The organism is Arthrobacter sp. SRS-W-1-2016, from assembly GCF_002009585.1.
GTDB classification, from domain to species: domain Bacteria; phylum Actinomycetota; class Actinomycetes; order Actinomycetales; family Micrococcaceae; genus Arthrobacter; species Arthrobacter bambusae_A.
In genome coordinates this window covers 31,755-58,481 of sequence record NZ_MTPV01000053.1, presented here as the reverse complement: position 1 = coordinate 58,481, position 26,727 = coordinate 31,755, and the positions used below count along the sequence as shown (strand labels likewise).

At 64.8% G+C, this 26,727-nt stretch carries 22 protein-coding genes and 1 pseudogene; 14 read left to right on the top strand and 9 right to left on the bottom strand.

Annotated features, from left to right (window positions below; genetic code table 11):
- Window positions 1–204: hypothetical protein (locus BMF89_RS13390; RefSeq protein WP_139359654.1), on the top strand; the 204-nt coding region annotated here is incomplete at its 5' end.
- A gap of 64 nt (window positions 205–268) precedes the next feature.
- Here BMF89_RS13390 and BMF89_RS13385 read toward each other — a convergent pair.
- The gene (locus BMF89_RS13385; RefSeq protein WP_078107597.1) at window positions 269–460 is read right to left on the bottom strand and encodes a YegP family protein; all 192 of its coding nucleotides are present in this window, start codon (window positions 458–460) and stop codon (window positions 269–271) included.
- A 202-nt stretch (window positions 461–662) separates the two neighbouring features.
- On the opposite strand from BMF89_RS13385, the gene nboR reads away from it, so the two are divergent.
- Complete coding sequence (gene nboR / locus BMF89_RS13380; RefSeq protein WP_078107596.1) at window positions 663–1,292, top strand: nicotine blue oxidoreductase; 630 nt, start codon at window positions 663–665, stop codon at window positions 1,290–1,292.
- Between the two features lie 49 nt (window positions 1,293–1,341).
- On the opposite strand, the gene BMF89_RS13375 is transcribed toward nboR, so the two are convergent.
- The 5 genes from BMF89_RS13375 to BMF89_RS13355 form a co-directional block, all read right to left on the bottom strand.
- A complete protein-coding gene (locus tag BMF89_RS13375) occupies window positions 1,342–4,179 on the bottom strand; it encodes a molybdopterin cofactor-binding domain-containing protein (RefSeq protein ID WP_078107595.1) in 2,838 nt (945 codons plus the stop codon).
- A 2-nt stretch (window positions 4,180–4,181) separates the two neighbouring features.
- Window positions 4,182–5,135, bottom strand: a complete 954-nt coding sequence (locus BMF89_RS13370; protein ID WP_078107594.1) for an FAD binding domain-containing protein — start codon at window positions 5,133–5,135, stop codon at window positions 4,182–4,184.
- Window positions 5,126–6,322: an XdhC/CoxI family protein gene (locus tag BMF89_RS13365; protein WP_078107593.1), complete on the bottom strand. Its 1,197-nt coding sequence runs from the start codon at window positions 6,320–6,322 to the stop codon at window positions 5,126–5,128. The genes BMF89_RS13370 and BMF89_RS13365 overlap by 10 nt, the downstream gene beginning before the upstream one ends.
- A 306-nt stretch (window positions 6,323–6,628) precedes the next feature.
- On the bottom strand, window positions 6,629–8,200 hold the full coding sequence (locus tag BMF89_RS13360) for an NCS2 family permease (protein WP_078107592.1): 1,572 nt from the start codon (window positions 8,198–8,200) through the stop codon (window positions 6,629–6,631).
- A gap of 15 nt (window positions 8,201–8,215) precedes the next feature.
- Window positions 8,216–8,710 (bottom strand): nucleoside deaminase, encoded by a 495-nt coding sequence (locus tag BMF89_RS13355; protein ID WP_078107591.1) that lies wholly within the window; start codon window positions 8,708–8,710, stop codon window positions 8,216–8,218.
- Window positions 8,711–9,107: 397 nt separating this feature from the next.
- Here BMF89_RS13355 and BMF89_RS13350 point away from each other — a divergent pair, with 397 nt between their 5' ends.
- Both BMF89_RS13350 and BMF89_RS22775 read left to right on the top strand, forming a co-directional pair.
- Window positions 9,108–10,511 (top strand): 8-oxoguanine deaminase, encoded by a 1,404-nt coding sequence (locus tag BMF89_RS13350; protein ID WP_078107604.1) that lies wholly within the window; start codon window positions 9,108–9,110, stop codon window positions 10,509–10,511.
- Between the two features lie 34 nt (window positions 10,512–10,545).
- Window positions 10,546–10,662, top strand: a pseudogene (locus tag BMF89_RS22775) (DUF2510 domain-containing protein); the annotation flags it as partial.
- 855 nt (window positions 10,663–11,517) lie between these two features.
- Here BMF89_RS22775 and BMF89_RS21960 read toward each other — a convergent pair.
- Complete coding sequence (locus BMF89_RS21960; RefSeq protein ID WP_171983492.1) at window positions 11,518–11,694, bottom strand: hypothetical protein; 177 nt, start codon at window positions 11,692–11,694, stop codon at window positions 11,518–11,520.
- A gap of 413 nt (window positions 11,695–12,107) precedes the next feature.
- Here BMF89_RS21960 and pucL point away from each other — a divergent pair, with 413 nt between their 5' ends.
- From pucL to BMF89_RS13325, 4 genes are all read left to right on the top strand, one after another.
- Window positions 12,108–13,022 (top strand): factor-independent urate hydroxylase, encoded by a 915-nt coding sequence (gene pucL, locus BMF89_RS13340; RefSeq protein WP_171983491.1) that lies wholly within the window; start codon window positions 12,108–12,110, stop codon window positions 13,020–13,022.
- Between the two features lie 161 nt (window positions 13,023–13,183).
- Window positions 13,184–14,674 carry a nucleobase:cation symporter-2 family protein gene (locus BMF89_RS13335; RefSeq protein ID WP_078107589.1) on the top strand — a complete coding sequence of 497 codons (1,491 nt, stop codon included), beginning with the start codon at window positions 13,184–13,186 and terminating at the stop codon, window positions 14,672–14,674.
- 111 nt (window positions 14,675–14,785) lie between these two features.
- The gene (locus BMF89_RS13330; RefSeq protein WP_078107588.1) at window positions 14,786–15,610 is read left to right on the top strand and encodes a MurR/RpiR family transcriptional regulator; all 825 of its coding nucleotides are present in this window, start codon (window positions 14,786–14,788) and stop codon (window positions 15,608–15,610) included.
- Window positions 15,611–15,750: 140 nt separating this feature from the next.
- On the top strand, window positions 15,751–17,328 hold the full coding sequence (locus BMF89_RS13325) for an NCS1 family nucleobase:cation symporter-1 (protein WP_078107587.1): 1,578 nt from the start codon (window positions 15,751–15,753) through the stop codon (window positions 17,326–17,328).
- A gap of 84 nt (window positions 17,329–17,412) precedes the next feature.
- On the opposite strand, the gene BMF89_RS13320 is transcribed toward BMF89_RS13325, so the two are convergent.
- A complete protein-coding gene (locus BMF89_RS13320) occupies window positions 17,413–18,168 on the bottom strand; it encodes an IclR family transcriptional regulator (RefSeq protein ID WP_078107586.1) in 756 nt (251 codons plus the stop codon).
- Between the two features lie 211 nt (window positions 18,169–18,379).
- Here BMF89_RS13320 and BMF89_RS13315 point away from each other — a divergent pair, with 211 nt between their 5' ends.
- From BMF89_RS13315 to BMF89_RS13290, 6 genes are all read left to right on the top strand, one after another.
- On the top strand, window positions 18,380–19,804 hold the full coding sequence (locus BMF89_RS13315) for an NAD-dependent malic enzyme (protein ID WP_078107585.1): 1,425 nt from the start codon (window positions 18,380–18,382) through the stop codon (window positions 19,802–19,804).
- A gap of 14 nt (window positions 19,805–19,818) precedes the next feature.
- Window positions 19,819–21,414 carry a malate synthase A gene (aceB, locus tag BMF89_RS13310; protein WP_078107584.1) on the top strand — a complete coding sequence of 532 codons (1,596 nt, stop codon included), beginning with the start codon at window positions 19,819–19,821 and terminating at the stop codon, window positions 21,412–21,414.
- A gap of 2 nt (window positions 21,415–21,416) precedes the next feature.
- Window positions 21,417–22,685, top strand: a complete 1,269-nt coding sequence (locus tag BMF89_RS13305; protein WP_078107583.1) for an aldolase — start codon at window positions 21,417–21,419, stop codon at window positions 22,683–22,685.
- 10 nt (window positions 22,686–22,695) lie between these two features.
- Window positions 22,696–23,508 (top strand): bifunctional allantoicase/(S)-ureidoglycine aminohydrolase, encoded by an 813-nt coding sequence (locus BMF89_RS13300; RefSeq protein ID WP_078107582.1) that lies wholly within the window; start codon window positions 22,696–22,698, stop codon window positions 23,506–23,508.
- A gap of 200 nt (window positions 23,509–23,708) precedes the next feature.
- Window positions 23,709–24,941: a serine hydrolase gene (locus tag BMF89_RS13295; RefSeq protein WP_078107581.1), complete on the top strand. Its 1,233-nt coding sequence runs from the start codon at window positions 23,709–23,711 to the stop codon at window positions 24,939–24,941.
- A 57-nt stretch (window positions 24,942–24,998) separates the two neighbouring features.
- Window positions 24,999–26,393, top strand: a complete 1,395-nt coding sequence (locus BMF89_RS13290) for an ATP-binding protein (protein WP_078107580.1) — start codon at window positions 24,999–25,001, stop codon at window positions 26,391–26,393.
- A 33-nt stretch (window positions 26,394–26,426) separates the two neighbouring features.
- Here BMF89_RS13290 and BMF89_RS13285 read toward each other — a convergent pair whose 3' ends face one another.
- A complete protein-coding gene (locus BMF89_RS13285) occupies window positions 26,427–26,672 on the bottom strand; it encodes a hypothetical protein (RefSeq protein ID WP_078107579.1) in 246 nt (81 codons plus the stop codon).
- Window positions 26,673–26,727: the final 55 nt, after the last annotated feature.

The window sequence follows — 26,727 nt, the reverse complement described above, 5'->3', positions numbered from 1 at the left end:
GCCGACGGCTTCGGATTCTCCGACACCCGCCAAGCCGCACGACGCTTCTTCAAAAACGACACCCACTCCATCGTCGTGAAAACCCTCCAACTCCTCGCGGCGAGGGGCGAGGTTGACCCGAGTGCGCCGTCGTACGCCATTGACCGGTACAAGCTCCTCGACGTGACTGCCGGCACCACCGGCGGTTCGGGAGGCGACAGCTAAGCCCGGCAGGCCTGCAAAAAGGAATCGGCGGTAGTGCTCCTTGAGCATTACCGCCGATTTACTTCTACGCTCCGAGCGAGCGCCGATCCACCACGAATCCTGTGGCCGCATTCTCCCTGACCGCATTGATGCCCGCCACAAGGGCCGCGATATCCGGGAACTTGGGCGACAGCGCCACTACCGTTCCATCATCAGCCTTCAACCGGAAACGGAATGATTGCTCCCCAGCTGCCAAAATTTCGAAAATGCCAGACATAAACCCTCTTTCCACCGCGGATGCGTCATTGCATCCCCTTCGATGACCACCGACTCTCGTGAAGTCCATAAGAGAATATCGGCCACGGAAGCCTGCCAGAAGGCCTACCCACGGGTAATATTCAACCTTTTTCGGTAGACCTATATCGGAAAGCAAGGTGAGCCTAGAGACCTCGCGAAGGCACATGGATAAGGTGAACCCCATGAACGATTCCAGCCCCGCGCATACCGTCGGTGTGCTGTTGGCCGGCGGTGCAGGGACCCGCCTGGGCCTCGGCCCGAAGGCGCTGCTGCCTTACCGCGGCCGGACCTTGGTGGAGGTACTCGCCAAGACGTTGCTTGACGGCGGATGCAGCGAGGTAGTCGTGGTGCTCGGTGCGGGAGCCGGCGATGTCCGCCGCGCGGCGGACCTGGGAGGGTATCTCGTGGTGGACAACCCGGAGTGGGCTTCCGGCATGGCCAGCTCGTTCCGTACTGGTGTTGCGGCGGCGACACATGGCCACAACGTCATGGTGGCCCTGGTCGACCAACCCGGGGTGACTCCCGCCGTCGTCGCCAGGCTCCTGGCGGCCCACCAGGCAGGCCGGGTGACGGCAGCGGGATACGCCGAAGCCCCCTTCGAGGGCGGCCACACGACAAAGCTAAGGCGCGGCCACCCCTTGATCATCGACGCCGGCCTCCGCGCCGAGGTCGCCGAGTCCGCCGTCGGCGACGCCGGGGCACGCCGTTTCCTCAAGGCGCACCCCGGACTGGTGGAGGTCGTCGACTGCAGCGATCTGACCGACGGAGCCGACGTGGACACGAAGGACAAGCTGCACCTCCTCGGCGACTAGCTCCCCAACTGACTCGCAGTAGATGCCGTTATGAGGCCCCAAAACGACATCAAATGCGAGTCAGTTGGGTGGGGGTGGAGGCGTCGGCGTCCTTCAGCGCCAGGTAGATCTTGTCCCGGGCGATGGGTAGCGCCGCGAACCTCACCCCGGTAGCGTTCCGGATGGCGTTGGCCAGCGCAGGGGCCACGGGGTTGAACGGGCTCTCGCTCATCGACTTCGCGCCGAGCGGCCCCATCTGGTCGTTCGTTTTCGCGAAGTACACCTCGCTGCGCGGCACGTCCGCGAAGGAAGGGATGTGGTACTGCCGCAGGATGTCGGTAGTGACCTTGCCTGCGTCGTTCACGCGGACTTCCTCATACAGTGCGACACCCAGTGCCTGGGCGATTCCGCCTTCCACCTGGCCGCGGCATTGCCGTGGATTGACCACGACTCCGGCATCGGCCGCCTGCACGCTCTGCAGGATCCTCAGCTCCCCCGTGCCCGTATTCACGGCAACGCGGAATCCGTGGACGTTGAACGCGACCGAACGCGGGGTCCCTCCCCAACGCCCTTCGGCTACGGATTCAACGCCCTGCTGCCGCGCGGCGTCGTACACCTCGGTGAAGGGAACCACCCGCGAACCGCAGCGCACGGCGCCGTCCTCGAGCACGCAGTCCGCCTCCGGCACACCGGCAACCTCGGCCGCCACCGCCCGGATCCGGAGCGCGAGCTCCTGCGCCGCGAGCAAGGTCGCTTGCCCGGCCACCACGGTTCCTGCGGAGCCGAACGCGCCGGTATCGTGCTCCACGAGGTCCGTGTCGGACTGGCGAACGGCCACGTTCGACGCCGTCGTGGACAGGGCGGTGGCCGCCAGTTGGGCGTGGACCGTGGTGGTGCCGTTGCCGAACTCGGCGGTCCCGACGGCGGCGTCGAACGTCCCGTCCGGCAGGAGCCTGAGGCGCGTGTGGGCGAAGTGCCCTCGAGGCGGAACGGTGTCGATCATGGACAGTGCGGAACCGACGCCCGTGACCCACCCCGGGCCGAAGTTGTCGAGGCCGGCATCCCGGTAGCGTTTCTCGCCCCGCTCGAGGGCATCCCGCACCAGAGCCACGCACTGGTCCAGTCCGTAACTCCCGTAGAAGACGTCCTCCTCCGGTTCCGGGTGCGTGGACAGCATGTGGTCCCCCGGCCGGACCATGTTCTTGAGCCGGAAGTCCAAGGGGTCCATGCCGATTCCCACGGCGAGTTCATCCATGGCGGACTCAATCGCGAAGATCATCTGGCTCAACCCGTAACCACGGAAGGCACCGGCCGGGACCGTGTTGGTGTACACGGCTTGGGCATCCACCTTCTTGTTGTCGCAGTTGTAGACGGCCAAGGACTCGCCGCAACCGTGGAACATCACTCCGGGCGCGTGGTTTCCGTACGCACCGGTGTTGGTGACCACGTCCACCTGCATCGCGGTCAGGTGGCCGTCCCTGCTGGCTCCGGCCTTGACTTTGATGGTGAAGGGGTGGCGAGTGGTGGTGGCGGTGAACTGTTCGGTGCGGGTGAACTCCACTTGGACGGGCCGGCGCAGCTTGAGCGCCGCCATGGCCACGAGGTCCTCGGTGAGCACTTCCTGCTTGCCGCCGAACCCGCCGCCCACGCGGCCGGCCACCACGCGGATGCGGTCTTCGGGAAGATCGAACACGCGGGCAAGAGTGCGCCGGACCAGGAACGGGACCTGGCTGGAGGAACGCACCATGAGCCGGTCCTCCCCTGGGTTCTCTGAGGGCTCCACCCATGCGATGGAGCAGTGCGTTTCCATGGCGACGTGCTGCACCCGCTGGGTCTGGTACGTGTTCTCGTGGATGAAGTCGGCCGCCGCGAATCCGGCTTCGACGTTCCCCAGCTCGGAGTGGACCTCCGCCACGACGTTGTTCTGCGGGCGGGAAATCCGGGCCGTTTCCCCGTCCTTCTCCCCGTGGATCGCGGGCGCACCGGGCAGCAACGCCTCCTGTGGCGAGAAGACAGCGTCCAGGAGTTCGTACTCCACTTTGATGGCCCGGGCCCCGGCTTCGGCTGCGCCCACCGATTCGGCGACGACGGCGGCAACCCGCTGGCCGATGAAGCGCACCACGTCGTCGAGGACGCGGGTGTCGTCGGGATCATCGGTGTAAAGCTCGTGCTGGGCCGTGGAGAACAACCGGTCCGGCGCGTCCTCATGCGTGAAAACCGCGACGACGCCGGGTACCTGGAGGGCCGCCGTCGTGTCGATGGAAACAACCCGGGCATGCGCGTGCGGCGAGCGCAGCAGTTTGAGGTGCAGCAGCCCCGGGAGTTGTTCTGCCGGGATGTCGAGGGTGTAGCGGGCGGTGCCGGTGACGACGGCGTGCCCCGCCGGGGCGGGTACGTTGTCGCCGAGTTGGCCGGAACCCTCGGCAACTGCCCCGGAACCCTCGGCGACTGCGCCGGAGCGCGCCACGCCGCCGTCGGGCGCGTGACTGCCGCAGACCGCGTCCGCGATCGAGCGGTAGCCTGTGCAGCGGCACAGGTTTCCCTTGAGGTTTCGCGGGAGGTTCGCCTTCTGTTCCTCGTCGAAGGTGGCGGCGGTCATCATCATGCCGGCCGTGCAGAAGCCGCACTGGAAGCCCTGGTTTTCCAGGAACTGTTCCTGGACCGGGTGCAGCTCTTCCCCTCCTGACAAGCCCTCGATGGTGGTGACCGAGTGCCCTTCGGCGCGGACGGCCGGGTAGATGCAACTGTGCACGGGTCTACCGTCCACGTGGACGGTGCACGCGCCGCAGTCGCCGCCGTCGCACCCTTTCTTGACGCCGAAGTTGCCCTGTTCGCGGAGGAACGTCCGAAGGCACTGGCCCGGGCGGGGTGCGGCCTCGGCGGCTGTTCCGTTGATCTCGATTGCCATGCTCAGGCCTCCTTCTGCTGCTCGGTGGTGAATTCAGGTTGCGTGGACGGTTGCGGCGACGTGGCATGCGGCGGCCAGAAATCGCCCGATACGGTGGGCGGTCCGTCTGGAACCGGATCCAGCAACTCGGAGCGGATCTCCTCGGCCAGGCGAAGGGTCATGTCGTGGCGCCATTCCGGGAGCCCGTGGATGTCGTCGTGGTACAGCTCCGCAGGGATTGAATGCCCGACGGCGGCGGCCAGCCGCTCGGCGTCCGGCAACTCCGCTGCGGCGAACCGCAGTTGCACGGGCCGTTTGGTCGCGGCGGTGACGCTGAGGACCAGGCCGCCATCGGCGTCGAGCCTTCCGATCAGCAGCACCCCGGATCGCCCGAGGTTGCTCAGCGAGAGTCGGCGGAAGGCCACCCTCGCCGCCAAGGCCGACGCCGGCAGGTGGATGCTGCGCAGGAGCTCGCCGGGTGCCAGGCAGTTTTTCCCGTCCCCGGTGACGAACTCGGCCACCGGAACAGTTCGGCTGCTGCCGTGGCGTCCGAGGATGGTGGCCTTGGCATCCAGGCCGGCGCACAGGGAAATCATCGGCCCGGCCGGGAGCGAAGTGCACACATTGCCGCCAACAGTGGACATGTTCCACACCTTGAACGAGGCAACGAAAGAGTCGCAGCACGGCCTGAAAAGTTCCAGTCCCGGCCAGTTCCGGCCGGCCACGGCGTCGGACATGGGCAAAGCGTAGAGCTCGGCGATGGTACAGGTGGCGGCCAGCTCAATGCCGGCGTCGCTCACGGTGACGGCGGGCCAGCCTGCTTGCCCCAGATCGAGCAGCCGTCTGAGGGGTTCTTCGCTGCCCACCGGGCTGCCGTAGGAAAACAGGACCGTACCGCCGGCAAGCCAGGCATCGCCGTCGCGCCACTGGCCTGGATCCGTGGTGGCAACCACGGACTCGATGGTGTTCATGTCCATGGGGTCACCTTGCTTTGTTTGGGGGTATTGGTGCGGTGGATCGGTCCCGTTCCGTCTTTGAGCGAACCCCGGGCGGAGGCCGGGTGCGGAGCGCGGGACGCGAGGATTTCGGCGGTAATGGAAACGGCCACTTCTGCGGGAGTGACCGCGCCAAGATCCAGTCCGATCGGCGAATGGAGGCGTTCGAGGGCCTCGGCCGGGACGCCGCAGTCCAGCAGTCCGTCGATCCGTTGCCGGTGGCTGCGCCTCGAACCCATGGCTCCCACATAGGCGAGATCCAAATCCAGGGCGGTTTCCAGCAGCGGAATGTCGAACTTGGGATCGTGGGTCAACACGCACACGACCGTGCGGGAATCGATCCGGCCCGCGGCTGCTTCCGCGGCAAGGTAGCGGTGCGGCCAGTCGGTGACCAGCCGGTCGGCGGCAAGGAATCGGACCTGGCTCGAAAAAGCAGGCCGCGCATCGCACAAAGTGACGTCGTAACCCAGGAGTTTCCCGGCGGGGAGCAAGGCCGCGCCGAAGTCGTTGGCGCCAAAGATCAACATCCGGGCTGCGGGCAAGCGGCTTTCCACGAAGAGGGTAAGGGGTTCGGCTCCCGCAGCTGAGCCCGAGCAGCCTTCGGCCGGAGCGAGCCGCACCAAGCCCGCACGGCCTCCATGCAGGAGTGGTTCGAGCTGGGCCGCGGCCGCGCGGATCACGGCGTCATCCCCGCCGAGAAGGGCCGAAAGTTCCCGTGAACCTGCGGCGGAAAAACCCGCCGGATCAGGAACGACGACGGCGCCTCCCGCCGCGTCGAGCCTGCGGATGAGTGCCAGGGAAGAGCCACCGGCGCTGTTCAGGAGTGCCAGGTCAAGCCCGGCGGCGCTGGTTGATTGGATTGGCTGGATGTGGATTTCCAACTCGCCACCGCAGGTGAGCCCGACGGCGAACGCGTCCTCGGCACTGTAGCCGAACGACTCAAGGCGGCTGCCGCCGTCGTGCATTGCTTGAAGGGCGGCCTCCACCACGGCGCCTTCCACGCAGCCTCCGGAGAGGCTGCCAAGCACGTCGCCGTGTTCGGAAACCAGCATTGATGTGCCGAGGGGCCGGGGCACGGAGCCTCCCGCGGCCACGATGGTGGCGACGGCGCACCGCTGCCCGGAGACAGCGGGCCGCCAGGTGCCCAGCGAGGGCATCAAATCCAGCATGGCAACACCTCCATAACCGAGGTCCCGGACCGGAAACCTGCCCGGGGCAGTGTGCGATCTTGCCTCATATTCTCATTCCTTGCGTCTGTACAGGAGAGCTTCGGGTAAACAGGCACCCCGTTGCGTGAAGAGGACCGGGGCGGGCCTCTCATTTCCCGCCCCGGTCCTTGGCGGAGCGGCCGCATCTCGCCGCCGCCCGCCGTCGTCGTCCGCGTTGTGCGGGTGGTGACGATCGGCGGACGCCTATTCATTGCGGTGACTTGCGGCCGGACCGCCGTCTCAATGGCCGGCTACGCTCCTGGCCGGCTACCCTCCCATGAGCGTGCTGATCGGGCCGCGGGCGAAGTAGATCAAGAAGCCCACGGTCACTACCCACATGAGCGGATGGACTTTCTTGCCCTTCCCTGCTGCCGAATGGATCACGGCCCAGGAGATGAATCCGACGCCGATGCCGTTGGCGATGGAGTACGTCAGCGGCATGGTGACGATGGTGAGGAAGGCGGGCAGGGCCACGGAGAACTTGGAGAACTTGATCTCGCGGATCTGCGCCATCATCATCGCGCCGACAACTACCAACGCCGCGGCTGCGACCTCGAGCGGAACCACGCTGGTGAGCGGGGTCAGGAACATCGAGCCCAGGAACAGCAGCCCGGTGACTACCGACGCCAGGCCGGTACGGGCTCCTTCGCCAATGCCGGCCGCGGAGTCGATGTACACGGTGTTGGACGAGCCCGACGTCGCGCCGCCGGCTACCGCGCCCAGGCCTTCGACGATGAAGGCCGACTTGAGCTTGGGGAACGTCCCGTCCTTGTAGGCCACCCCGGCGCTCTTGGCGAGGCCGGTCATGGTACCCATGGCGTCGAAGAAGTTGGTGAACACCAGGGTGAACACCAGCATCGTGGCCGCCAGGCCGCCGATCCTCGAGAACGAACCGAAGAGGTCGAAGTGGCCCACCAGGCTGAAGTCCGGGGCGGAAACCAGCTGGCCTGACAGTACCGGGGTGTTGAGGTGCCAGCCACCGGGATTGGCGGCGCTGCCAGGCCCGATGTGCATGACGGCCTCGACGACGGCGGCGAGGACCGTGGTGGCGACGATTCCGATCAGGAGGCCGCCTTGGATCTTGCGGGCCACGAGGATTCCCATGACCAGCAGACCGACAATGAAAACAAGGGTTGGTATTGAGGTGATGGAGCCATCGGTGCCGAGCTGGACCGGCGGTCCGCCTTTTGTGGGGCGGACGAAGCCGGAATCGACGAAGCCGATGAAGGCGATGAACAGGCCGATGCCAACGGTGATGGCGGCCTTGAGTTCCTTGGGCACAGCCTTGAAGATCGCGGTCCGGGCACCTGTGACACCGAACAGGACAATCAGAATGCCGTTGATGACCACCAGGCCCATGGCTTCCGGCCAGGTTACTTCGTGGATGACGGCTACTGCGAGGAACGAGTTGATTCCCAGGCCTGCGGCGAGCCCGAACGGCAGGTTCGCGATCAGGCCGAAGAGGACCGTCATGACGCCGGCGGTCAGGCCGGTGACCGCCCCGACCTGCGCCGCGGACAACCATCCGCCAGCCACGTCCGTGGGTGCGTTCTGGGCGGAGAATCCCCCCAGGATCAGTGGGTTGAGGATAACGATGTAGGCCATCGTGAAGAACGTGACGATGCCGCCGCGGAATTCGCGGGCCAGCGTGGAGCCACGCTTGGTGATCTGGAAGAAACGATCCAGGAAGGAGTTCGACGCCGGGGGCTTGGGGCTGCTGCCCCGCCGTGCCAGTCCGGTTGCCGTGTGCTTTTCGCCTGCCTCTGTCTGCCCTGCGCCGGAAGGCGCAGCCTGCTTTTCAGTTGCCGTTCGCATTTCTGCGGGGTCCAGGATTGTCATTTTCAGCCACCGGCCCTAGTAGTCAATCCTGGAGTCAAGCGTGTTCCAGGTGTTGAACGGTTCCAGGATGGCCGGCGCCTGGGGGTCGCCCAGTTCCAGTTTGGCGACCGGCATGAGGGTATTCCGGTCTTCGTTCTCGAAGTATTCGTAGAAGACGGCGTCGTCGAAGCCGACGGACGCGGCGTCGTGCCGGTCCGCTGCGAAAACCACATTGCCGATGCGGGCCCAGAGAGCCGAGGCCAGGCACATGGGGCATGGCTCGCAGCTCGTGTAGAGAGTGGCTCCGCTGAGATCGAAGGTGCCGAGCTCGCGGCAGGCGTTGCGGATGGCGGTGACCTCGGCGTGCGCCGTGGGGTCGTTGGTAGCGGTGACCCTGTTGACGCCTTCGAAGGCGCGGCCATCCGCGGTGACAATGACGGCGCCGAACGGCCCGCCGCTGTTGAGGACATTGGCTGTTGCCAGCTCAATGGAAGTGGCCAAGAAATGTTCGGCCGTGACGGTGGTACTCATGTGCGACTTCCTTAGTGCTGAGGAAGCCTGTAACCAGGGGGCATCTGAACATGACAGACCAGTGCTGCGGTTACCAGGCTTCAGCATGTGCTTTTGAAGGTTTCGCCTGGTAGATAGCTTCCCGGAGTCCGGGTGCCCGCCTTTGGCAAATTGAGATTAGCACCGGAGTTGTGAGCCGCGCCATAGTTTCTGGAAAAAAAGTTTCAACATGTGAAATTCTGGCTTGGTGGCGGGCAGATGGCTGGGCGAGCGCCGGGCTTGGGCGCCGGTCACATTGACGCACTTCGGGGAGCCACCTACGCTGGGTGCCACCGGCAGGATTGGCCTCCGGAACCTGGATCAGCAGACAGGAACCACTGAGCTGGAACGCAACTACGCCGACCAGACAAGGATCCCCGTGTCCCCGACATCCGCTTTCCAGCCAACCACTCCCGCAACAGACCCGGGCTCTTCCCGGCTCTGGATCAAGAATCCCCTCGCAGTGTTCACCGCCAACGGCCACGACGCCCGCGGCGGCATCGTGGTCAGCGACGGGAAAATCGCCGAGCTCGTCCCCGCAGGCAAGAGTCCATCCGCGCCGTGCCATGAAACGTTCGACGCCGGCAGCCACGTCCTGCTGCCCGGGCTCATCAACACGCACCACCACTTCTACCAAACCCTCACGAGGGCCTGGGGCCCGGTGGCCAACGCTCCCCTGTTCCCCTGGCTGCAGAACCTGTATCCCGTATGGGCGCGGTTGACGCCGGACAGCCTCGAACTTGCCGTGAAAGTCGCGCTCGCCGAACTCCTGCTGTCCGGCTGCACCACGGCAGCCGACCACCACTACCTCTTCCCCTCGGGACTTGAGGACGCAATCGACGTCGAGGTCGGCGTCGTACGCGGACTCGGGATGCGCGCCACCCTCACGCGCGGGTCCATGACGCTGGGCGAGGACGACGGCGGACTGCCGCCGCGGTCCACCGTCCAGCGTCCGGAGGTGATCCTCGCCGACAGCGAACGGCTCATCGGGAAGTACCACGAACGCGGAGACGGAGCGGTCATCCAGATCGCTTTGGCCCCCTGCTCGCCGTTCTCGGTGACAAGGGAGATCATGGCTGAGAGCGCCGCCATGGCCGAACGACTGGATGTCCGGCTCCACACGCACCTCGCGGAAACCATCGACGAGGAAGATTTCTGCCGTGAGATGTTCGGACTGCGCACCGTGGACTATTTGGAGAGCGTCGGGTGGCTCGGAAAGCGCACCTGGCTTGGCCACGGCATTCATTTCGACGACGACGAGATCGCCCGGCTGGGTGCCGCCGGCACCGCCGTCGCGCATTGCCCGACGTCGAACATGCGGCTCGCGTCCGGCACCGCGCGGGTGCTGGAACTTGAGGCCGCCGGGGTTCCGGTGGGGCTGGGAGTGGACGGTTCGGCGTCGAACGATGCCTCCAACATGATCCTCGAAGCGCGGCAAGCGCTGTACCTGCAGCGGCTGCGCTACGGCGCGGACGTCCCGGTGGAGCGGGCGCTCGGCTGGGCGACGCGGGGGTCCGCCGCAGTGTTGGGGCGCACGGACATCGGCCAGATTGCGCCCGGCATGCAGGCCGACCTTGCCATGTTCACGCTTGACGGGCTGCGCTTCTCCGGCAGCCACGATCCCATCGCGGCCTTGCTGCTCTGCGCTGCGGACCGCGCCGACCGTGTGATGGTGGGTGGAAAATGGCGCGTTGTGGACGGGCAGATTTCCGGCCTGGACATCCCGGAACTTATTGCCAAACACTCAGCCGCCGCACAGAAAATCATCAGGGCTTCGGAGTAGCCTCTCGATTAGGTCGTAGATCAGGAGGCACATCATGACCGTCCCCCAGCACAACACGCCGACTCCTCCAGGTTGGTACCCGGACCCCTCGGGCTCCGGGCAACTACGGTGGTGGGACGGCAACGCCTGGACCGGGAACGCGTGGAACCCACCGGCTCAGGCCGGCGCAGGTCAGCCCGGCGCGGTTCAGCCCGGCGCAGCGTGGCCCGGCGCAGCGTGGCCCGGCGCAGGTCAGGCGGGCGCGGGTCAGCCCGGCGCAGCGTGGCCCGGCGCAGGTCAGGCGGGCGCGGGTCAGCCCGGCGCAGCGTGGCCCGCGGCCGCGAGGTCCGGGCAATACGGCGGAACGGGGCAGTACGGGGGACCCGGGCAATACGGCGGAACAGGACAATACATGGGACCTGTCCAGCCCGCGCCGCGCCCGGAAATCAGCAAACAGACCCCGGTCTACAATCCGTTCATCTGGCTTGTCACGCTGCTGCCTGTGATCACGCTGATCATCCTGCTGCTCTGGAACCCGGTCTTCCACGTGAGGTACGTCGGTGCCCGCCGCGTACCGACCCTCGATCCCAGCGCATTCAGCGTTCCATATTTCCTGCTCGTTATTTCAGCCTGGCTCATCTACGGAGTCAGCGTTCTCTTGTCCTACCTCGACTGGCAAAAGCTCCAAAGGGACGGGGTAGTCCGCCCCTTCCACTGGGCATGGGCCTTCCTGGGCGCCGGGGTCTACGTGGTAGGCCGCTCTGTGATCGTCCACAAGGTCGCCCCGCGGCGAGGGCTCGCACCGGTTTGGGCACTGATTGGCCTGACTGCACTGAGCTTGATCCTGGTGTCGGTCAAAGCGGGCTCGATCGTTTCCACCCTCGCCAAGGCCATGCAAATGTAGCTTCGCCGGACGGATTTTCCATCGCACGACGCAAAACGGCGGGCGGCACGACCCCTGGGGAGTCGTGCCGCCCGCCTTTTTTGGCTCTGTTGCGCAGAGTCCTTCATCCCCGGGGCAGGAGCCCTAGGAACGCTGGCGGCCGAACACCGGGAGCGCGCGCAGCCAGCGGGAGAACGTCCCGGGCATACGGTCACAATCGGCCGGAATATAGAAGTCGGGATCCGTGGCGCCGAACGGCAGGTACAGTTCCTGGCCGGGCGCCGGGAAGTCCACGACGTTGTTCTTATCCTGCGAGTCCATCTGTCCTCCTGTTTCATGCGCTCAAGTTCTCCGTGGCGATGTGGCTATTCTGAGTTGAACTTCCACATGTTGGAAAACAGTTTTTGTTATATGGAAATCGTAGAGGGGATTCCGGAACCGCGTCAAGGGGTGCCCAACGGGCACGCCATCGCCGCCACCCGCCGCCGGTCACAATCGGAAAGTACATAACGATTCTTCGGAAGTGATGTACACCACTGGCAAACGTGGGCTACGCTTTCTTCAATTCGTGGCGCAGGTCACGTAACCTGGGAGCAGCAGGCAGGGTCGTAATGAGCTGGCATCAACGGATGCCGGCTCTTTTTTGTTGGGTCGGCTCCACCAGAAACGCGTATGAAACACGCGCTTAATTTCATTGGTGGACCTTAGGGGTTCCACCTCATAGAAGTTGGGATATGACCATGAGCAACAACATCGTCCTCGGCGACAACCAGTACGGCAAGGCAGAAGTCCGCGTCGTCAAAGTCACCCGCGACACCGACCGCCACCAGATCGAAGACCTCAACGTCACCTCGCAGCTGCGTGGCGACTTCCAGGCTGCGCACCTCCAGGGCGACAACGCACACGTCGTCGCCACGGACACCCAGAAGAACACCGTCTACGCCTTTGCCCGCGAGGGCATCGGCTCCCCTGAAGCCTTCCTCCTGCGCCTGAGCGAGCACTTCACCTCAAGCTTCGAGTGGGTCACCGGCGGCCGTTGGGAAGCCGAGGCCTACACCTGGGACCGCATCCAGGCACACGGCTCCGAACACGACCACAGCTTCGTCCGCAAGGGGCAGGAAGTCCGCACCGCCGTCGTGGTCCGGGAAGGCAACACAACGCACGTCATCTCGGGCCTCAAGGACCTGACCGTCCTCAAGACCACGCAGTCCGGCTTCGTGGGCTACCCCCGCGACCGCTACACCACGCTGCCCGAGACCACGGACCGTATCCTCGCCACCGATGTCTCGGCCCGCTGGCGCTACAGCACCGGCCTTGACATTGCCGGGACCGACTTCAACAAGAGCTACGAAGACATCAAGGCCCTGCTTCTGGAAGGCTTCACGGAGAACTACTCCCACGCTCTGCAGCAGACCTTGTTCGACATGGGCAAGAAGGTGCTCGAGGCCCATAGCGAAGTGGACGAGATCAAGTTCTCCATGCCCAACAAGCACCACTTCCTGGTGGACCTTAGCCCGTTCGGCCTCGACAACCCCAACGAGGTCTTCTTTGCCGCCGACCGCCCGTACGGCTTGATCGAAGCCACGGTCCAGCGCGACAACACCACACCTGCCCCGGCTGCGTGGAACGGCATCGCCGGCTTCTGCTAAGCCCCCAGGTACCCGCCCAACTGGCTCGCAGTAAGTGTCGTTTTGGACCCTCAAAACGACATCAAATGCGAGTCAGTTGGGCAGCCATACCCAAAACCACATTGTTAGCCAGACAAAGTTAGCCAGACAAAGACGTCTGCCATGAACCAAGAGAGTCTGCCATGAACACGAAGAAGAAATCCCGCCCCGCAGAGTCCGGGCCGGCCCGACCCGAGGACAAGCGCCTCTCGCTCGGAAGCACGTTCGCCTACGGCTTCCAGCACGTCTTGACCATGTACGGCGGCATCATCGCCCCGCCGCTCATCATCGGAGCCGCCGCAGGCATGTCCTCGCAGGACATCGGCCTCCTGATCGCGGCCTGCTTGTTTGTGGGTGGCCTCGCGACCATCCTGCAGACGGTCGGCATCCCGTTCTTCGGATCGCAACTGCCGCTGGTCCAGGGCGTGTCCTTCGCCGGGGTCTCCACCATGGTGGCGATCGTCAACGGCGGGGGCGGGATCCAGGCGGTGTTCGGCTCTGTCATGGTGGCCTCCCTCATCGGCCTGCTGATCACACCCCTTTTCTCGAAGATCATCAAGTTCTTCCCACCGGTAGTCACGGGTACTGTCATCACCACCATCGGGCTGACGCTCATGCCGGTCGCGGCCAACTGGGCCATGGGCGGCAACAGCGCCGCACCCAACTACGGAAGCGTGGCGAACATCGGCCTCGCGGCGGCCACGATGGGCATCGTCCTGCTCCTGAGCAAGATCGGCAACGCGGCCATCTCCCGCCTGTCCATCCTCCTGGCCATGGTCATCGGAACCGTCATCGCCCTCGCTACGGGCATGGCCGATTTCTCCAAAATCGGCCAGGGTCCAGTGGTGGCTTTCCCCACGCCTTTCGCGTTCGGTGCACCCACCTTCGAGATCGCTTCCATCGTTTCGATGCTGATCGTCATCCTCGTCACCTTGACCGAAACCTCGGCTGACATCATCGCCGTCGGGGAAATCGTGGAAACCAAAGTCGATTCACGCCGTATCGGCAACGGCCTCCGGGCGGACATGCTCTCCAGCGCCATCTCGCCGATCTTCAATTCCTTCACCCAGAGCGCCTTCGCCCAGAACGTCGGCCTTGTGGCCATCACCGGCATCAAGAGCCGCTTCGTGGTCAGCGCCGGCGGGTTCATCCTGGTGATCCTCGGCCTGCTGCCCGTCCTCGGGCGAGTTGTCGCAGCGGTTCCCACGCCGGTCCTGGGCGGCGCCGGCGTCGTACTCTTTGGAACCGTGGCCGCAAGCGGCATCCGGACGCTCTCCAAGGTGGAGTACCGCAACAACATGAACCTGATCATCGTGGCGGCGTCCATCGGCTTTGGCATGATCCCGATCGCGGCCCCGAAGTTCTACGACCAGTTCCCGGCATGGTTCTCCACGATCTTCCACTCGGGCATCAGCTCGGCCGCGCTCATGGCCATCCTGCTGAACGTGCTCTTCAACCACCTCAAGGCCGGCAACTCGGACAACCAGTCCGTGTTCGTAGCAGGAACGGGCCGCGTGGTCAGCGAAGCGGACATTGCCTGCCTCGCGCACGGCGACCGTTTCGAGAACGGCAAACTGATCGACGCCGAAGGCAAGGAAGTGCCGCTCAAGTCGGACAGCCCCGCCGAGCACTGACCCTTTTGCTCCGACGAACTGGCAGGTGTTGCCCCTCTCGCAAGGAACGGGCAGCACCTGCCAGTTCGCGCTGCATACGTTTTTGCCACCTCCGCGTGAGACGGTTGTTTCATGAGGATCGATGAGCGAATCGAACAACACTATTCGGAACTTGGGCCGCAGGAGCAGAAGGCCGCAGACACCCTGCTGGACCGCCTGGGCGACTTGGCTGTCTACAATGCGGCCGAGCTCGCTCAGCTAAGCGGCGTCTCCAAGGCCACCATGAGCAGGCTCTTTCGCCACCTCGGATTCGCCGATTTCAACGAGGTGAAGGAACACACGCGGGGCCTGAGGTCCAGCGGAGTGCCGCTTGCCAAACAGGAGGCCGACGGCGGAATCCCCCTGCATTTGGCTACGGAACAGCAGAGCCTGAACCGGCTTTTCGAAACGCTCGACGACGATCGCCTCCGCAAGGTGACGCAGCAATTGGCCGAGGCCGGCAAGGTCTTGCTGATCGGCTTCCGCAACAGTTTCCCTGTAGCCCTCCACCTACGGCAGCAGCTCCTGCATTGCCGCCCCTCGGTAAATCTGGCCCCGCAGCCGGGCCAAAGCGTGGGTGAGGAACTGGCAGGGCTGGACGCTCACGACGTCGTGGTCCTGATCGGCTTCCGGCGCCGGCCGGACGGCTTCCACCAGGTCCTGAAGGCCGCCACCGCGACCGGCGCGAGCACCATCCTGATCGCGGACCCGAGCGCCCGCTGGCTTGCGGCGGAGGCCTCCGTTTGGATCGAATGCCCTGTGGAAGGCAGCGCCGCCTTTGACAGCTATGCCTCGGCCATGAGCCTCATGAGCGTCCTCGCGAACGGCGTACTGGCCGCGCGGGGGCGTCCGGGAAGGGACCGTGTCAGGGAAATAACCGGCGTCTACGACTCGCTGGGAGAGATCGAGCGGAGGTAGGCGGGCAGGGCCCAAACCCGGCGTCGAGCAAGCGTAAAGAAGAGTTAGCGGCCCGGAAACGGCACTGAAACATCTGTTCCATTCAATTGAATCAGTGAAACGACTGCCCCTGTCGTGGATAACCCTGATTCGAGGAACCGATGGCCGAAGCACAACTCGCCCCAGAGCAAACCGGCACAGAGCAAACCGCCACCCTGCTGGGCAGCCCGATTGACGAAGCCGCAGCACACCGCGATCCGCGGCTCAGCAATGAAGACTTGGCGCCCCTGAAGAACCAGCGCTGGAGCAGCTACAACCTGTTCGCATTCTGGATGTCAGACGTCCACAGCATCGGGGGCTATGTGACTGCGGGCAGCCTCTTCGCCCTCGGCCTCGCCAGCTGGCAAGTGTTGGTCGCCCTGCTGGTGGGCATCGTGATTGTCCAGGTTTTCTGCAACCTCGTGGCGAAGCCCAGCCAAAAGACCGGCGTACCGTACCCCGTGATCAACCGCGCCGTCTTCGGCGTCAAGGGCGCCAACATCCCAGCTATCATCCGCGGCCTGATCGCCGTCGCCTGGTACGGAGTTCAAACCTTCCTGGCCTCCGAAGCCTTGGTGATCGTGTTCCTGAAGTTCTTCCCCGCCATGAAACCGTTGTACGACGTCCATCAGTACGGCTTCCTCGGCCTCTCTGCCCTGGGTTGGATTTGCTACGGAATCCTCTGGGTGGCCCAGGCCGCATTGTTCTGGAACGGAATGGAAAGCATCCGCAAGTTCATCGACTTCGCCGGTCCAGCCGTATACGTGGTCATGTTGGTCCTTGCCATCTACTTGGTTTCCAAGGCCGGCATCAGCAACATCAGCCTGAACCTGTCCGCCGGCCAACCGCTCGACTTCGCTGCGTCCATCCCGGTCATGATCTCCGCGATCGCCTTGGTGGTGTCGTACTTCTCGGGTCCCATGCTCAACTTCGGCGACTTCGCGCGCTACGGCAAGAGCTTCAAGGCCGTCAAGAAGGGCAATCTCCTGGGCCTGCCGGTCAACTTCCTGTTCTTTTCTTTGCTGACCGTCATCACGGCGTCGGCTACCATCCCGGTCTTCGGGCACCTCATCACGGACCCGGTCAAGACCGTGCAGGAAATCGATTCGGTGTTCGCCGTGCTGCTCGGTGGGCTGACCTTTGTCATCGCAACCGTGGGCATCAACATCGTGGCCAACTTCATCTCGCCGGCGTTCGACTTCTCGAATGTGAGCCCCCAGAAGATCAGCTGGCGCATGGGCGGCATGATCGCCGCAGGCGGATCCGTCATCCTGACCCCTTGGAACTGGTATTCGAACGACGACGCCATCCACTACACGCTTGGCGTACTGGGTGCGCTGATCGGCCCGCTCTTCGGCATCCTGATCGCAGGCTACTACCTGGTGGGCAAGCAGAAGGTGTGGGTTGAGGACATGTACACGATGAAGCCCCACGGCAAGTACTGGTTCCGCAACGGCTACAACCCCAACGCGGTGAAGGCAGTAGCCATCAGCGGCGTCGTCTCCATCGCTTCGGTCCTGATCCCCAAGGCGCTCCTGGACTCAGGAGCCACGACGGTCAACGCAACCTGGATCGGCAACTACAGCTGGTTCCTCGGTTGCGCCTTGGGCCTGCTGACCTTCTGGTACTTCGAAAAGCGCTCCCCCATGATCAACCTGGAGCCGAACGGCGTCGAAGCGAACGACGGCGCCCTCGTCTGAGGAACCCCTTAGCCGAGCTGGCAGTTGTTGCCCCTAATTCGTAGGAAGGGGCAACAGCTGCCAGTTCGCGCGAGAAAAGGGGCGCTAGTTCTGGTTCAGCTCGGCCGAGATCGCGAGGGCGGCCTCGCGCAGTAGGGGCACGGCACGGTCGGCAAAGTGCTGGTCCACGCGGGAGACAGGTCCGGACACGGAAATGGCGGTGGGCGTCGGAGCGTTGGGGACGGCCATCGCGAAGCAACGGACGCCGATCTCCTGCTCTTCTTCGTCGATCGAGTAGCCTCGTTCGCGGATCCGGTCGAGATCGGCGAGCAGGGAGTCGATGTCCCCGATGCTCTTGGCCGTGGGGGTCGGCATGCCCGTGCGGGCCACGATCCCGCGAACCACCTCGTCGTCGAGCTGGGCCAGGATGGCCTTCCCGACGCCGGTGTCGTGCGTGTGTGCGCGGCGGCCCACCTCGGTGAACATGCGCATCGAGTGCAACGACGGAACCTGGGCCACGTAGATGACCATGTCGGAATCCAGCACGGCCATGTTGGACGTTTCGCCGAGCCGGTCCACGAGGGACTTCAGCTGGGGGCGGGCCAAGGCTCCGAGTTGCTTGTTGGCGCCTTCGCCAAGCCGGATGAGGCGGGGGCCCAGCGCGTAACGACGATTGGGCAGCTGCCGGATGTAGCCGAGGGACACCAAGGTGCGCAGCAGGCGGTGGATGGTGGGGAGCGGCAGGTCCGTCGACGACGACAGTTCGCTCAACGTGACGTCTCCGCCGGCGTCGGTGATGAGTTCCAGCAGTTCGAAGACGCGCTCGACGGACTGCACGCCTCCCGAGGGCTTTTCAGCCATTCCGTTGTCTCCTATGGCTCGGAATCCGACAACTCTTATCCGCATCGTGAAAAGAATTGCTTAGAACACTCAAGATACAGCACGCGACGCCGGAATGCTCGCTCACCAAACAGGGCTTGTGTTTCCACTTTGTAGATAATAATATCCATAATACGAAAACATTCAGTTTGAGCGGAGGCCCGTCACGGGCCTTGTACGAGGAGGAAATTCAATGGCGAACCCGAGCCCCGGAAATTCGATCACCCTGCGCGTCGCCGCGCCGTCGAGCTTCACTGCTACGAGCGAGCTGGCCGCAGCCGTCGGCGCTGCCGGCGCAGCCGTCACCGCACTGGATGTGACCGAGTCGCACCACGACACCCTGGTTGTCGACGTCACTTGCAACACCACGGACGAAGACCACGCCAACCGCGTCAAGGACGCCCTCAACGCGCTCGACGGCGTCACGGTCCAGCACGTCTCGGACCGCACCTTCCTCATGCACCTGGGCGGCAAGCTCGAGGTCGTCCCGAAGGTGGCCCTGCGCAACCGCGACGACCTTTCGCGCGCCTACACCCCCGGCGTCGCACGCGTTTGCCTCGCCATCGCCGAGGACCCGGCGGCTGCACGCAACCTGACGGTCAAGCGCAACACGATCGCCGTCCTCACCGACGGTTCGGCCGTCCTTGGCCTGGGCAACATCGGCCCTGCCGCAGCGCTGCCTGTCATGGAGGGCAAGGCCGCACTGTTCAAGCAGTTCGCCAACGTCGATGCCTGGCCGGTCTGCCTGGACACCCAGGACACTGAAGAAATCATCATGATCGCCAAGGCCATGGCCCCTGTCTACGGCGGTATCAACCTTGAAGACATCGCAGCCCCGCGCTGCTTCGAAATCGAGAAGCGGCTCCGCGACGAGCTGGACATCCCCGTCTTCCACGACGACCAGCACGGAACCGCGATTGTCACCCTCGCGGCCCTCGTCAACGCATTGCGCGTCGTCGACAAGAAGCTGTCCGAGGTCAAGATCGTGGTTTCCGGCGTCGGTGCCGCCGGCTCGGCGATCATCCAGCTCCTCAAGGCCCAGGGCGCGCAGCACATCGTCGCGGCCGGCCGCTCCGGCGCCATCCACTCAGGCGAAAAGTACGACGACGAGCACCGTTCCTGGATTGCGGCGAACACCAACGAGGCCGGCTTCTCCGGCACGCTGCACGAAGCCCTCAAGGGTGCCGACGTGTTCATCGGCGTCAGCGCACCGCACGTGATCGGCGAAGAGCAGGTCGCCTCGATGGCCGAGGACGCAATCGTGTTCGCCATGGCCAACCCGACCCCGGAAATCGACCCGGTGATCGCGTCCAAGCACGCAGCCGTGGTCGCCACAGGCCGGAGCGACTTCCCCAACCAGATCAACAACGTGCTGGCCTTCCCGGGCTTCTTCCGCGGACTGCTCGACGCCGGAGCATCGGACATCATCCCGGAAATGCTCGTGGCCGCCGCAGAGGCTATCGCCAACCGGGTCGCAGATGATGAACTGAATGCGAGCTACATTATCCCCAGCGTCTTCGACCCCCACGTTGCAGCCGATGTCGCCGCAGCCGTAGCCAATGCAGCAAACGCGGCAAACGCGCGGCAGCAGCAAACGCAGGCCACCAGCGCTCTCTAGGAAAGGACCATCCCATGGCTCTCACAGTCACAGACCCCCGGCCGATCGAACGAGCCGAGGAGATCCTGACTCCCAAGGCGCTGGCCTTCGTGGAGGAACTGCACCGCCGTTTCGCGGGCACCCGCACCGAACTCCTCGCGGCCCGCGTCGCCAAGCGCGAAGAAGTGGCCCGCACCGGCCGCCTCGACTTCCTGCCCGAAACGCAGGACATCCGCGACGGCGACTGGAAGGTCGCCGAAGCACCCAAGGCCTTGCAGGACCGCCGGGTCGAGATGACCGGCCCGGCCTCCCCGGCCAAGATGGCCATCAACGCCCTGAACTCCGGCGCCAAGGTATGGCTCGCCGACCTCGAAGACGCCAGCACGCCGACGTGGGCGAACGTCATCGACGCCATCCTGAACCTCCGCGACGCCGCCCAGGGCACCCTGAGCTACACCTCCCCGGAGGGCAAGGAATACCGGCTCCGCACGGACGCGCCGCTTGCCGTCGTCGTCGCCCGCCCCCGCGGCTGGCACATGGACGAACGGCACCTGCTGCTCGACGGCGAACCCACCGTGGGCGCGCTGGTGGACTTCGGCCTGCACTTCTTCCACGTGGCCAAGCAGCTCCTGCTCAACGGCCACGGCCCGTACTACTACCTGCCCAAGATGGAAAGCCACCTCGAGGCCAGGCTGTGGAACGACGTCTTCGTCTTCGCCCAGGACTACCTCGGCATCCCTCAGGGCAGCGTCCGCGCCACGATGCTGATCGAAACCATCCCGGCCGCCTTCGAAATGGACGAGTTCCTCTACGAACTGCGGGACCACGCGTCCGGCCTCAATGCCGGCCGTTGGGACTACCTTTTCAGCATCGTGAAGTACTTCCGCGACGCCGGCGAGTCCTTCATCCTGCCGGACCGCGCGTCCGTGGTCATGACGGCCCCGTTCATGCGCGCCTACACGGAACTGCTGGTCAAGACCTGCCACAAGCGCGGCGCTTTCGCCATGGGCGGCATGGCTGCCGTCATCCCGAACCGCCGCGAGCCCGAGGTTACTGCCCAGGCGTTCGAGAAGGTCCGCGCGGACAAGACCCGCGAGGCCAACGACGGCTTCGATGGTTCCTGGGTGGCCCACCCGGACCTCGTCTCCACGTGCCGCGAAGTGTTCGACTCGGTGCTGGGCGAGAAGCCGAACCAGCTGGACAAGCAGCGACCCGAGGTTTCCGTGACCGCCGATCAACTGCTGGACATTTCCTCCGCCGGCGGCCACGTGACCGAGGCGGGGCTTCGCTTGAACCTCTATGTCGCCGTCGCGTACACCGCCGTGTGGCTCTCCGGCAGCGGCGCCGTTGCCATCCACAACCTCATGGAAGACGCCGCCACCGCGGAGATCTCCCGGTCCCAGGTGTGGCAGCAGATCCGCAACAAGTCCGTCCTTGCTGACACCGGCAACACGGTCACCCGCGAACTGGTGACCAAGATCCTGGGCGAAGAGACCGACCGCCTGCGCAGCGAGGTCGACGCCGAGACCTTCGGGAAGTTCTACGAGCCGGCCAGCCGCCTGATCGCGGACATCTGTCTGTCCGAGGACTACACGGACTTCCTCACCACTCCCGCCTACGAGCTGGTGTAGGAATGGCCGCATCCTCTTTCTCGGCGGCCGATCTCGCCGCGATAGACTCTCAGCTGGCCGCGACCGACCAGCTGTTGGAACGCAACTACCCTGGCGACGACGGCACCCGCCAGCCCGTGCACACCGTGTACGTCCCGGCGGACCGTTTCACGCCGTCGCTCTCCGCAGAATGGGGCGCCCAGGCGATCACGACGGCGGAGGCCCACGGCGGTCTCGAAAGGCTCGGCACGCTGCTGGGCCAGGAGCCCGAACTGGCCGCCGCCGTCGCCACCCGTGTGGCTGCCAAGTTGCGCAGCGAACCGATCGAGGACTTGCGCCTCGACTTCGAAGACGGCTACGGCGACCGCGGCGACGAAGCGGAAGACGTCGCGGCCGTAGCGGCGGCCCAGGCTGTCAGCGAAGCCGTTTCCGCGGGTTCCGCCCCGCCGTTCATCGGCATCCGCTTCAAGTGCTTCGAGGCCCCCACCCGGGCACGTGGCCTGAAGACCCTTGACCTGTTCGTCTCCACGTTGGCCTCCGCCGGGGAACTGCCCGAGGGTCTTATCCTGACACTGCCGAAGGTCACCACAGTGGCCCAGGTACAGGCGATGGACTTCGCGGTCTCCCGCTTGGAAGAGATCCACTCCCTTCCGGCGGGCCGGCTCCGTTTCGAAGTCCAGGTGGAGACGCCTCAGCTGATCCTCGGCCCGGAGGGGACCTCCCCCGTGGCCCGGCTTCCGCACGCAGTTCCTGGCCGTATCAGCGCATTGCATTACGGCACCTACGACTACTCCGCTTCGCTGCAGATCTCCGCGGAGTACCAGTCCATGGAGCACCCGGTGGCCGATTTCGCCAAGGAAGTCATGCAGCTGGCCGTCGCGGGAACGGGCATCCGGCTCTCCGACGGCTCCACCAACATCATCCCCGTGGGGGACAACGTGGAAAACGCGTGGAAGCTGCACGGTCGTTTGGTCCGCCGCTCCCTTGAACGCGGCTATTACCAGGGCTGGGACCTGCACGCTGCCCAGTTGCCGAGCCGCTTCGCGGCAACGTACGCCTTCTACCGCGAGGGCCTGCCTGCCGCCGCGGCCCGCCTCCGCAACTACGTGGAGCGTACCGAAGGCGGCGTCATGGACGAACCCGCCACCGCCCGCGCCCTGGCCGCCTTCGTCCTGCGCGGCGTCCAATGCGGAGCGGTGGGTTCCGAAGAAGTGCTGGCGCTTGCCGGCGTCGAACTCCCCCGGCTGACTGCACTGGCGCATCCGCGGCTCGCACACACCACCTCCAAGTAAGGATCCAATGATGGGAAAGTACTACTACCCCCAGGGCGGGCTGCCGCCGCAGACCCACCTCACCACGGAACGGGCCATCGTCACCGAGGCCTACACCGTGATCCCCAAGGGTGTCATGACCGACATCGTGACCAGCACCCTGCCGGGCTTCTCCAACACCCGTTCCTGGATCCTGGCCCGCCCCATTTCCGGATTCGCCACCACGTTCTCCCAGTTGATCGTTGAGATCGGCCCGGGAGGCGGCGCTCCCAAGGCCGAGTTCGAGGCAGGCGTCGAAGGCGTCGTCTTCGTCACCAAGGGCAAGGTCAACCTGACTCTCGACGGCGAACTGCACGAGCTCGAGGAGGGCGGTTATGCCTACCTCGCCGCCGGTGCCTCCTGGGGCCTGGAAAACGTCTCCGACGACATCGTCTCCTTCCAATGGATCCGCAAGGCCTACGAACGGCTTGAGGGTTACGAGGCAAAGTCCTTCGTGACGAGTGATGCCGAGGTGGAACCCACCGCGATGCCGGACACCGATGGCGCCTGGAAGACCACCCGCTTCACGGATTCCAGCGACCTGGCCCACGACATGCAGGTGAACATCGTGACGTTCCAGCCGGGCGGGGTCATCCCGTTCCCGGAGACCCACGTCATGGAGCACGGCCTCTACGTGCTTGAGGGCAAAGCCATGTACCTGCTCAACAATGACTGGGTGGAAGTGGAAGCCGGCGACTTCATGTGGCTCCGCGCCTTCTGCCCGCAGGCCTGCTACGCCGGCGGTCCGGGCCAGTTCCGTTACTTGCTGTACAAGGACATGAACCGGCAGATCAAACTGACCTAGGACTCGTCCTTCCGGCTTCCCCAACTGACTCGCAGTTAATGTCGTTATGAGCGCTCATAACGACAACTACTGCGAGTCAGTTGGGTTTGGGGGGCACTTGCGTTCTCGGCGTTGACCCCCTCGCTTGGGAAGAGGACGATCGAAGCTAGGGGGCAAGGGCGCCCAGCCGTTGCCCTGCAGCGTTGCTTCAGGAGGCAGCCATGGAGGCTGCGCGGGCCTCTCGGACTTCCCGGACGTCGCGGCGATCGCGGACTTCCCGGACGTCGCGGCGAGCGGGGGTCGCCGCGGTCCTGGCTTTGACCTTGGTGTCCGGAGCTTGCACCTACCCCCTGACAAGCGAACCCCCGGCGGACACTTCGCTATCCGATTCGCAGGCGGCACTTCCTGAGTCCCCTGTTGCGGATTTCTTCGCGCATGAAATGCTCAACCGGGGTGCGCCGGCCGTCGTCGTCCAGATCAAAGTCCGGGGTCGGGAATGGTCCCAGGCCTACGGAAGCCAAGACGTCGAAACCGGCGAACCCGTGGCCGTAACCGACCGGATCCAGGCCGGCGGCATCACTCAGTCGATGGTGGCGGTCTCGGTGCTCAAGCTGGTCCAGGAAGGAAAGCTTGGCCTTGAGGACCCCGTCACGGAATACTTCCCGGAATTCGAGCAGATCGACCATCCGCCTGGCCCCGTCACCATCCGCTCCCTTCTGAACCACAGTTCCGGCCTGCCCGATGCGCCGCAAGCCATCTTGAAGGCCATGCCGCCCAAACAGGCCATCGACACGAGGTTCGGCATCCAGGACTATCTCCGGATGGCCGGGACGGTGCCGTGGGCGCACGCAAACTTCCAGCTCTACCGTTACTCGGATGCCAACTACTTCGTCCTCGCCGCGATCCTGCAAAAGCTCCGCGGCCGACCACTCGGCGATGTCCTGAATTCGGACATCTTCGCGCCGCTGGGAATGAGCCACACCTCGCTGGCAGCCGAGCCGGATCGTGATGCCCGCGACATGATCCAGAGCTACGAATTCATCGACGGCGAGCGCATCAACGCCTCGCAGCCGGAGTTTCTCATCGCTTCCCCCGCAGAGGGGGTCATCTCGACGGTGGGCGACATCAACACGTTCTATGCAGCGCTCATGCAGGGGCGCCTCCTGACGGCGGACACCCTCCGCGACATGCAAACAATGTGGCAGGAGGACCACGGACTCGGGCTGCAGCGTTGGAATGACGAATGCACCAACGGTTTCTACTACGGCTATGGGGGCAGCACCTGGTTTGCGAGCATCGCGTTGTCCACGAGCGACGGGAGCCGCCAGATAGCGATGAGCTTCGCCTATCCCTCCGACACGGAAAAGCACCTTGAGTCGACCGACGGGAGCGGCCAGCCGGAGTTCGAACAGCTCCGGGAGGTGGCCATCGCGGCGATGAACGGACTCTGCTGATTCACTCCGACGCCGGCGCCCCTGACCATGCAATTCCCCTCCTGCTAGGGTCTGACCATGGATGAGAATCTGGGGAAATTCATCGAGGACTTCGCAACACTGACCCGATTGGCCCAGTCTGGAATGGACCAGTCCGACGCCGAGCAGCTGCTGCAGGCGCTGACCGGGCATCTCGGCGTGCCCGCACATGAACTATCCGTGGTGGCGGAGGAGATCCCGCCGCACCGGTTGGTGGATGTGGACATCGTCATGGAAAGGCTTGCCGGCCGGGATCCGGACTATCGGCTGGTAGGCATCGGCGGTGGCGATCAACGCCACCATATGTCCTTCAGCGATATGCTCCAGCAGTCCCGCAGCTATCCGCGCTTTCCCATCGCCCAGCCGGATTACACCAACCTGGCCACGGGTCCGGATTCCCAGCGCCAGGCCGTGGCGCTGGGACTGTGGCTTTTCGACTATGGCGGCTCGCCCGTGGCAGTCCTCCAGCGCGAGGCCAAGATGGAACGACACCGGCAGACTGTCTCGCTCGAAGTCCTGGCCACCCGCCCTGCCGTCGCATCCGGGCTTCTGGCGGAGGTGCGTCGCGACATGGAACGCCAGAGTGTTTTCAAAGGCCAGATCGTCGCCCTCGCAGTCAGCGATTACGGGCCGAACATCAGCGGTGTGACCTTCATCAGGCGCCCGGAGCTGGCCAGCAGCGACGTGGTCCTTCCGGCCGGCCTCCTCGACAAAGTGGAGGGCCACACCCTGGGCATTGCCCGGCAATCGGCCATCCTGGCTGCGCACGGACAGCATCTCAAGCGCGGCCTCCTCCTCTACGGGCCGCCGGGCACCGGTAAAACACACACGGTCCGGTACCTGCTGAGCCAAAGCGAGGGTACGACGGCGGTACTCCTCTCCGGCGGTTCGCTCGCCAGGATTGCCGAGGCAGCCAAGATGGCCCGGGCCTTGGCGCCGTCCATCGTGGTGCTGGAGGACTGCGATCTGATCACCGAGGACCGCAGCTTCGGCCATGGACCCAGACCTTTGCTTTTCGAAGTGCTCGACGCCATGGACGGGTTGGACAACGACGCTGACGTCGCGTTCGTGTTGACCACCAATCGCGTGGAACTTTTGGAACGCGCACTCTCCCAGAGGCCTGGACGAGTGGACCTGGCGGTTGAGATACCCCTTCCGTCCAAGCACGAACGGGTGGAGCTATTGAAGCTGTATTCGAGCGGACTCCGGTTCTCCCCTTCGGCGATCGAAGGTGCCGCTGCCCACACAGCCGGCACTACGGCGTCGTTCGCCAAGGAACTGATCCGACGCTCGGTGGTAGCGGCCGCGGTGGCAGGCCAAGCTCCCGGCGATTCGCACCTGGGCGACGCGGTGGGCCAGCTCATGGCCGATAGCGAAGCCCTCACACGGAGCCTGCTCGGAAGCGACGGCCGGGGGCCCCTCGCAAAGGAGTAGCCGCCGCCCAAGCTCAGTACGCCAAGGGCGCGCTCAGCCGGGATTGCCCTCCTGTTCGGACTCTTGGTCCGCGGGTGTCCACGTGAGCTTGACCGTGGCTCCGCCGTTGTTCTCGTCGATCCTCAGGCGCAGTTCCTCGCCGTAGAGGAACTCGTGTTCAAAATGCCGTCCGTCAATCCGAGCCGCATCCAGGAGCTTCGTCATCGCCGTTGCCATCGCCCGGCCCCAGTCATGCGGATTCTTGCTGGACGCGTCTTCAAGGGCTGAATAGCTGACCATAGATCAATTGTTCTCCGGCGCACGAAGTTCTGCCAGCATCAATGTTGGCGCAGGT

What these genes read in the sequence shown, in the direction of transcription:
- pucL (WP_171983491.1), top strand. Translation starts at nt 12,108, where the DNA reads ATGACCATGAGCAACAACATCGTCCTCGGCGACAACCAGTACGGCAAG.
- BMF89_RS13370 (WP_078107594.1), bottom strand. Translation starts at nt 5,135, where the DNA reads ATGGACATGAACACCATCGAGTCCGTGGTTGCCACCACGGATCCAGGC.
- BMF89_RS13335 (WP_078107589.1), top strand. Translation starts at nt 13,184, where the DNA reads ATGAACACGAAGAAGAAATCCCGCCCCGCAGAGTCCGGGCCGGCCCGA.
- BMF89_RS13375 (WP_078107595.1), bottom strand. Translation starts at nt 4,179, where the DNA reads ATGGCAATCGAGATCAACGGAACAGCCGCCGAGGCCGCACCCCGCCCG.
- BMF89_RS13315 (WP_078107585.1), top strand. Translation starts at nt 18,380, where the DNA reads ATGGCGAACCCGAGCCCCGGAAATTCGATCACCCTGCGCGTCGCCGCG.
- aceB (WP_078107584.1), top strand. Translation starts at nt 19,819, where the DNA reads ATGGCTCTCACAGTCACAGACCCCCGGCCGATCGAACGAGCCGAGGAG.
- BMF89_RS21960 (WP_171983492.1), bottom strand. Translation starts at nt 11,694, where the DNA reads ATGGACTCGCAGGATAAGAACAACGTCGTGGACTTCCCGGCGCCCGGC.
- BMF89_RS13320 (WP_078107586.1), bottom strand. Translation starts at nt 18,168, where the DNA reads ATGGCTGAAAAGCCCTCGGGAGGCGTGCAGTCCGTCGAGCGCGTCTTC.
- BMF89_RS13295 (WP_078107581.1), top strand. Translation starts at nt 23,709, where the DNA reads ATGGAGGCTGCGCGGGCCTCTCGGACTTCCCGGACGTCGCGGCGATCG.
- BMF89_RS13365 (WP_078107593.1), bottom strand. Translation starts at nt 6,322, where the DNA reads ATGCTGGATTTGATGCCCTCGCTGGGCACCTGGCGGCCCGCTGTCTCC.
- BMF89_RS13360 (WP_078107592.1), bottom strand. Translation starts at nt 8,200, where the DNA reads ATGACAATCCTGGACCCCGCAGAAATGCGAACGGCAACTGAAAAGCAG.
- BMF89_RS13290 (WP_078107580.1), top strand. Translation starts at nt 24,999, where the DNA reads ATGGATGAGAATCTGGGGAAATTCATCGAGGACTTCGCAACACTGACC.
- nboR (WP_078107596.1), top strand. Translation starts at nt 663, where the DNA reads ATGAACGATTCCAGCCCCGCGCATACCGTCGGTGTGCTGTTGGCCGGC.
- BMF89_RS13385 (WP_078107597.1), bottom strand. Translation starts at nt 460, where the DNA reads ATGTCTGGCATTTTCGAAATTTTGGCAGCTGGGGAGCAATCATTCCGT.
- BMF89_RS13325 (WP_078107587.1), top strand. Translation starts at nt 15,751, where the DNA reads ATGGCCGAAGCACAACTCGCCCCAGAGCAAACCGGCACAGAGCAAACC.
- BMF89_RS13355 (WP_078107591.1), bottom strand. Translation starts at nt 8,710, where the DNA reads ATGAGTACCACCGTCACGGCCGAACATTTCTTGGCCACTTCCATTGAG.
- BMF89_RS13285 (WP_078107579.1), bottom strand. Translation starts at nt 26,672, where the DNA reads ATGGTCAGCTATTCAGCCCTTGAAGACGCGTCCAGCAAGAATCCGCAT.
- BMF89_RS13305 (WP_078107583.1), top strand. Translation starts at nt 21,417, where the DNA reads ATGGCCGCATCCTCTTTCTCGGCGGCCGATCTCGCCGCGATAGACTCT.
- BMF89_RS13300 (WP_078107582.1), top strand. Translation starts at nt 22,696, where the DNA reads ATGGGAAAGTACTACTACCCCCAGGGCGGGCTGCCGCCGCAGACCCAC.
- BMF89_RS13330 (WP_078107588.1), top strand. Translation starts at nt 14,786, where the DNA reads ATGAGGATCGATGAGCGAATCGAACAACACTATTCGGAACTTGGGCCG.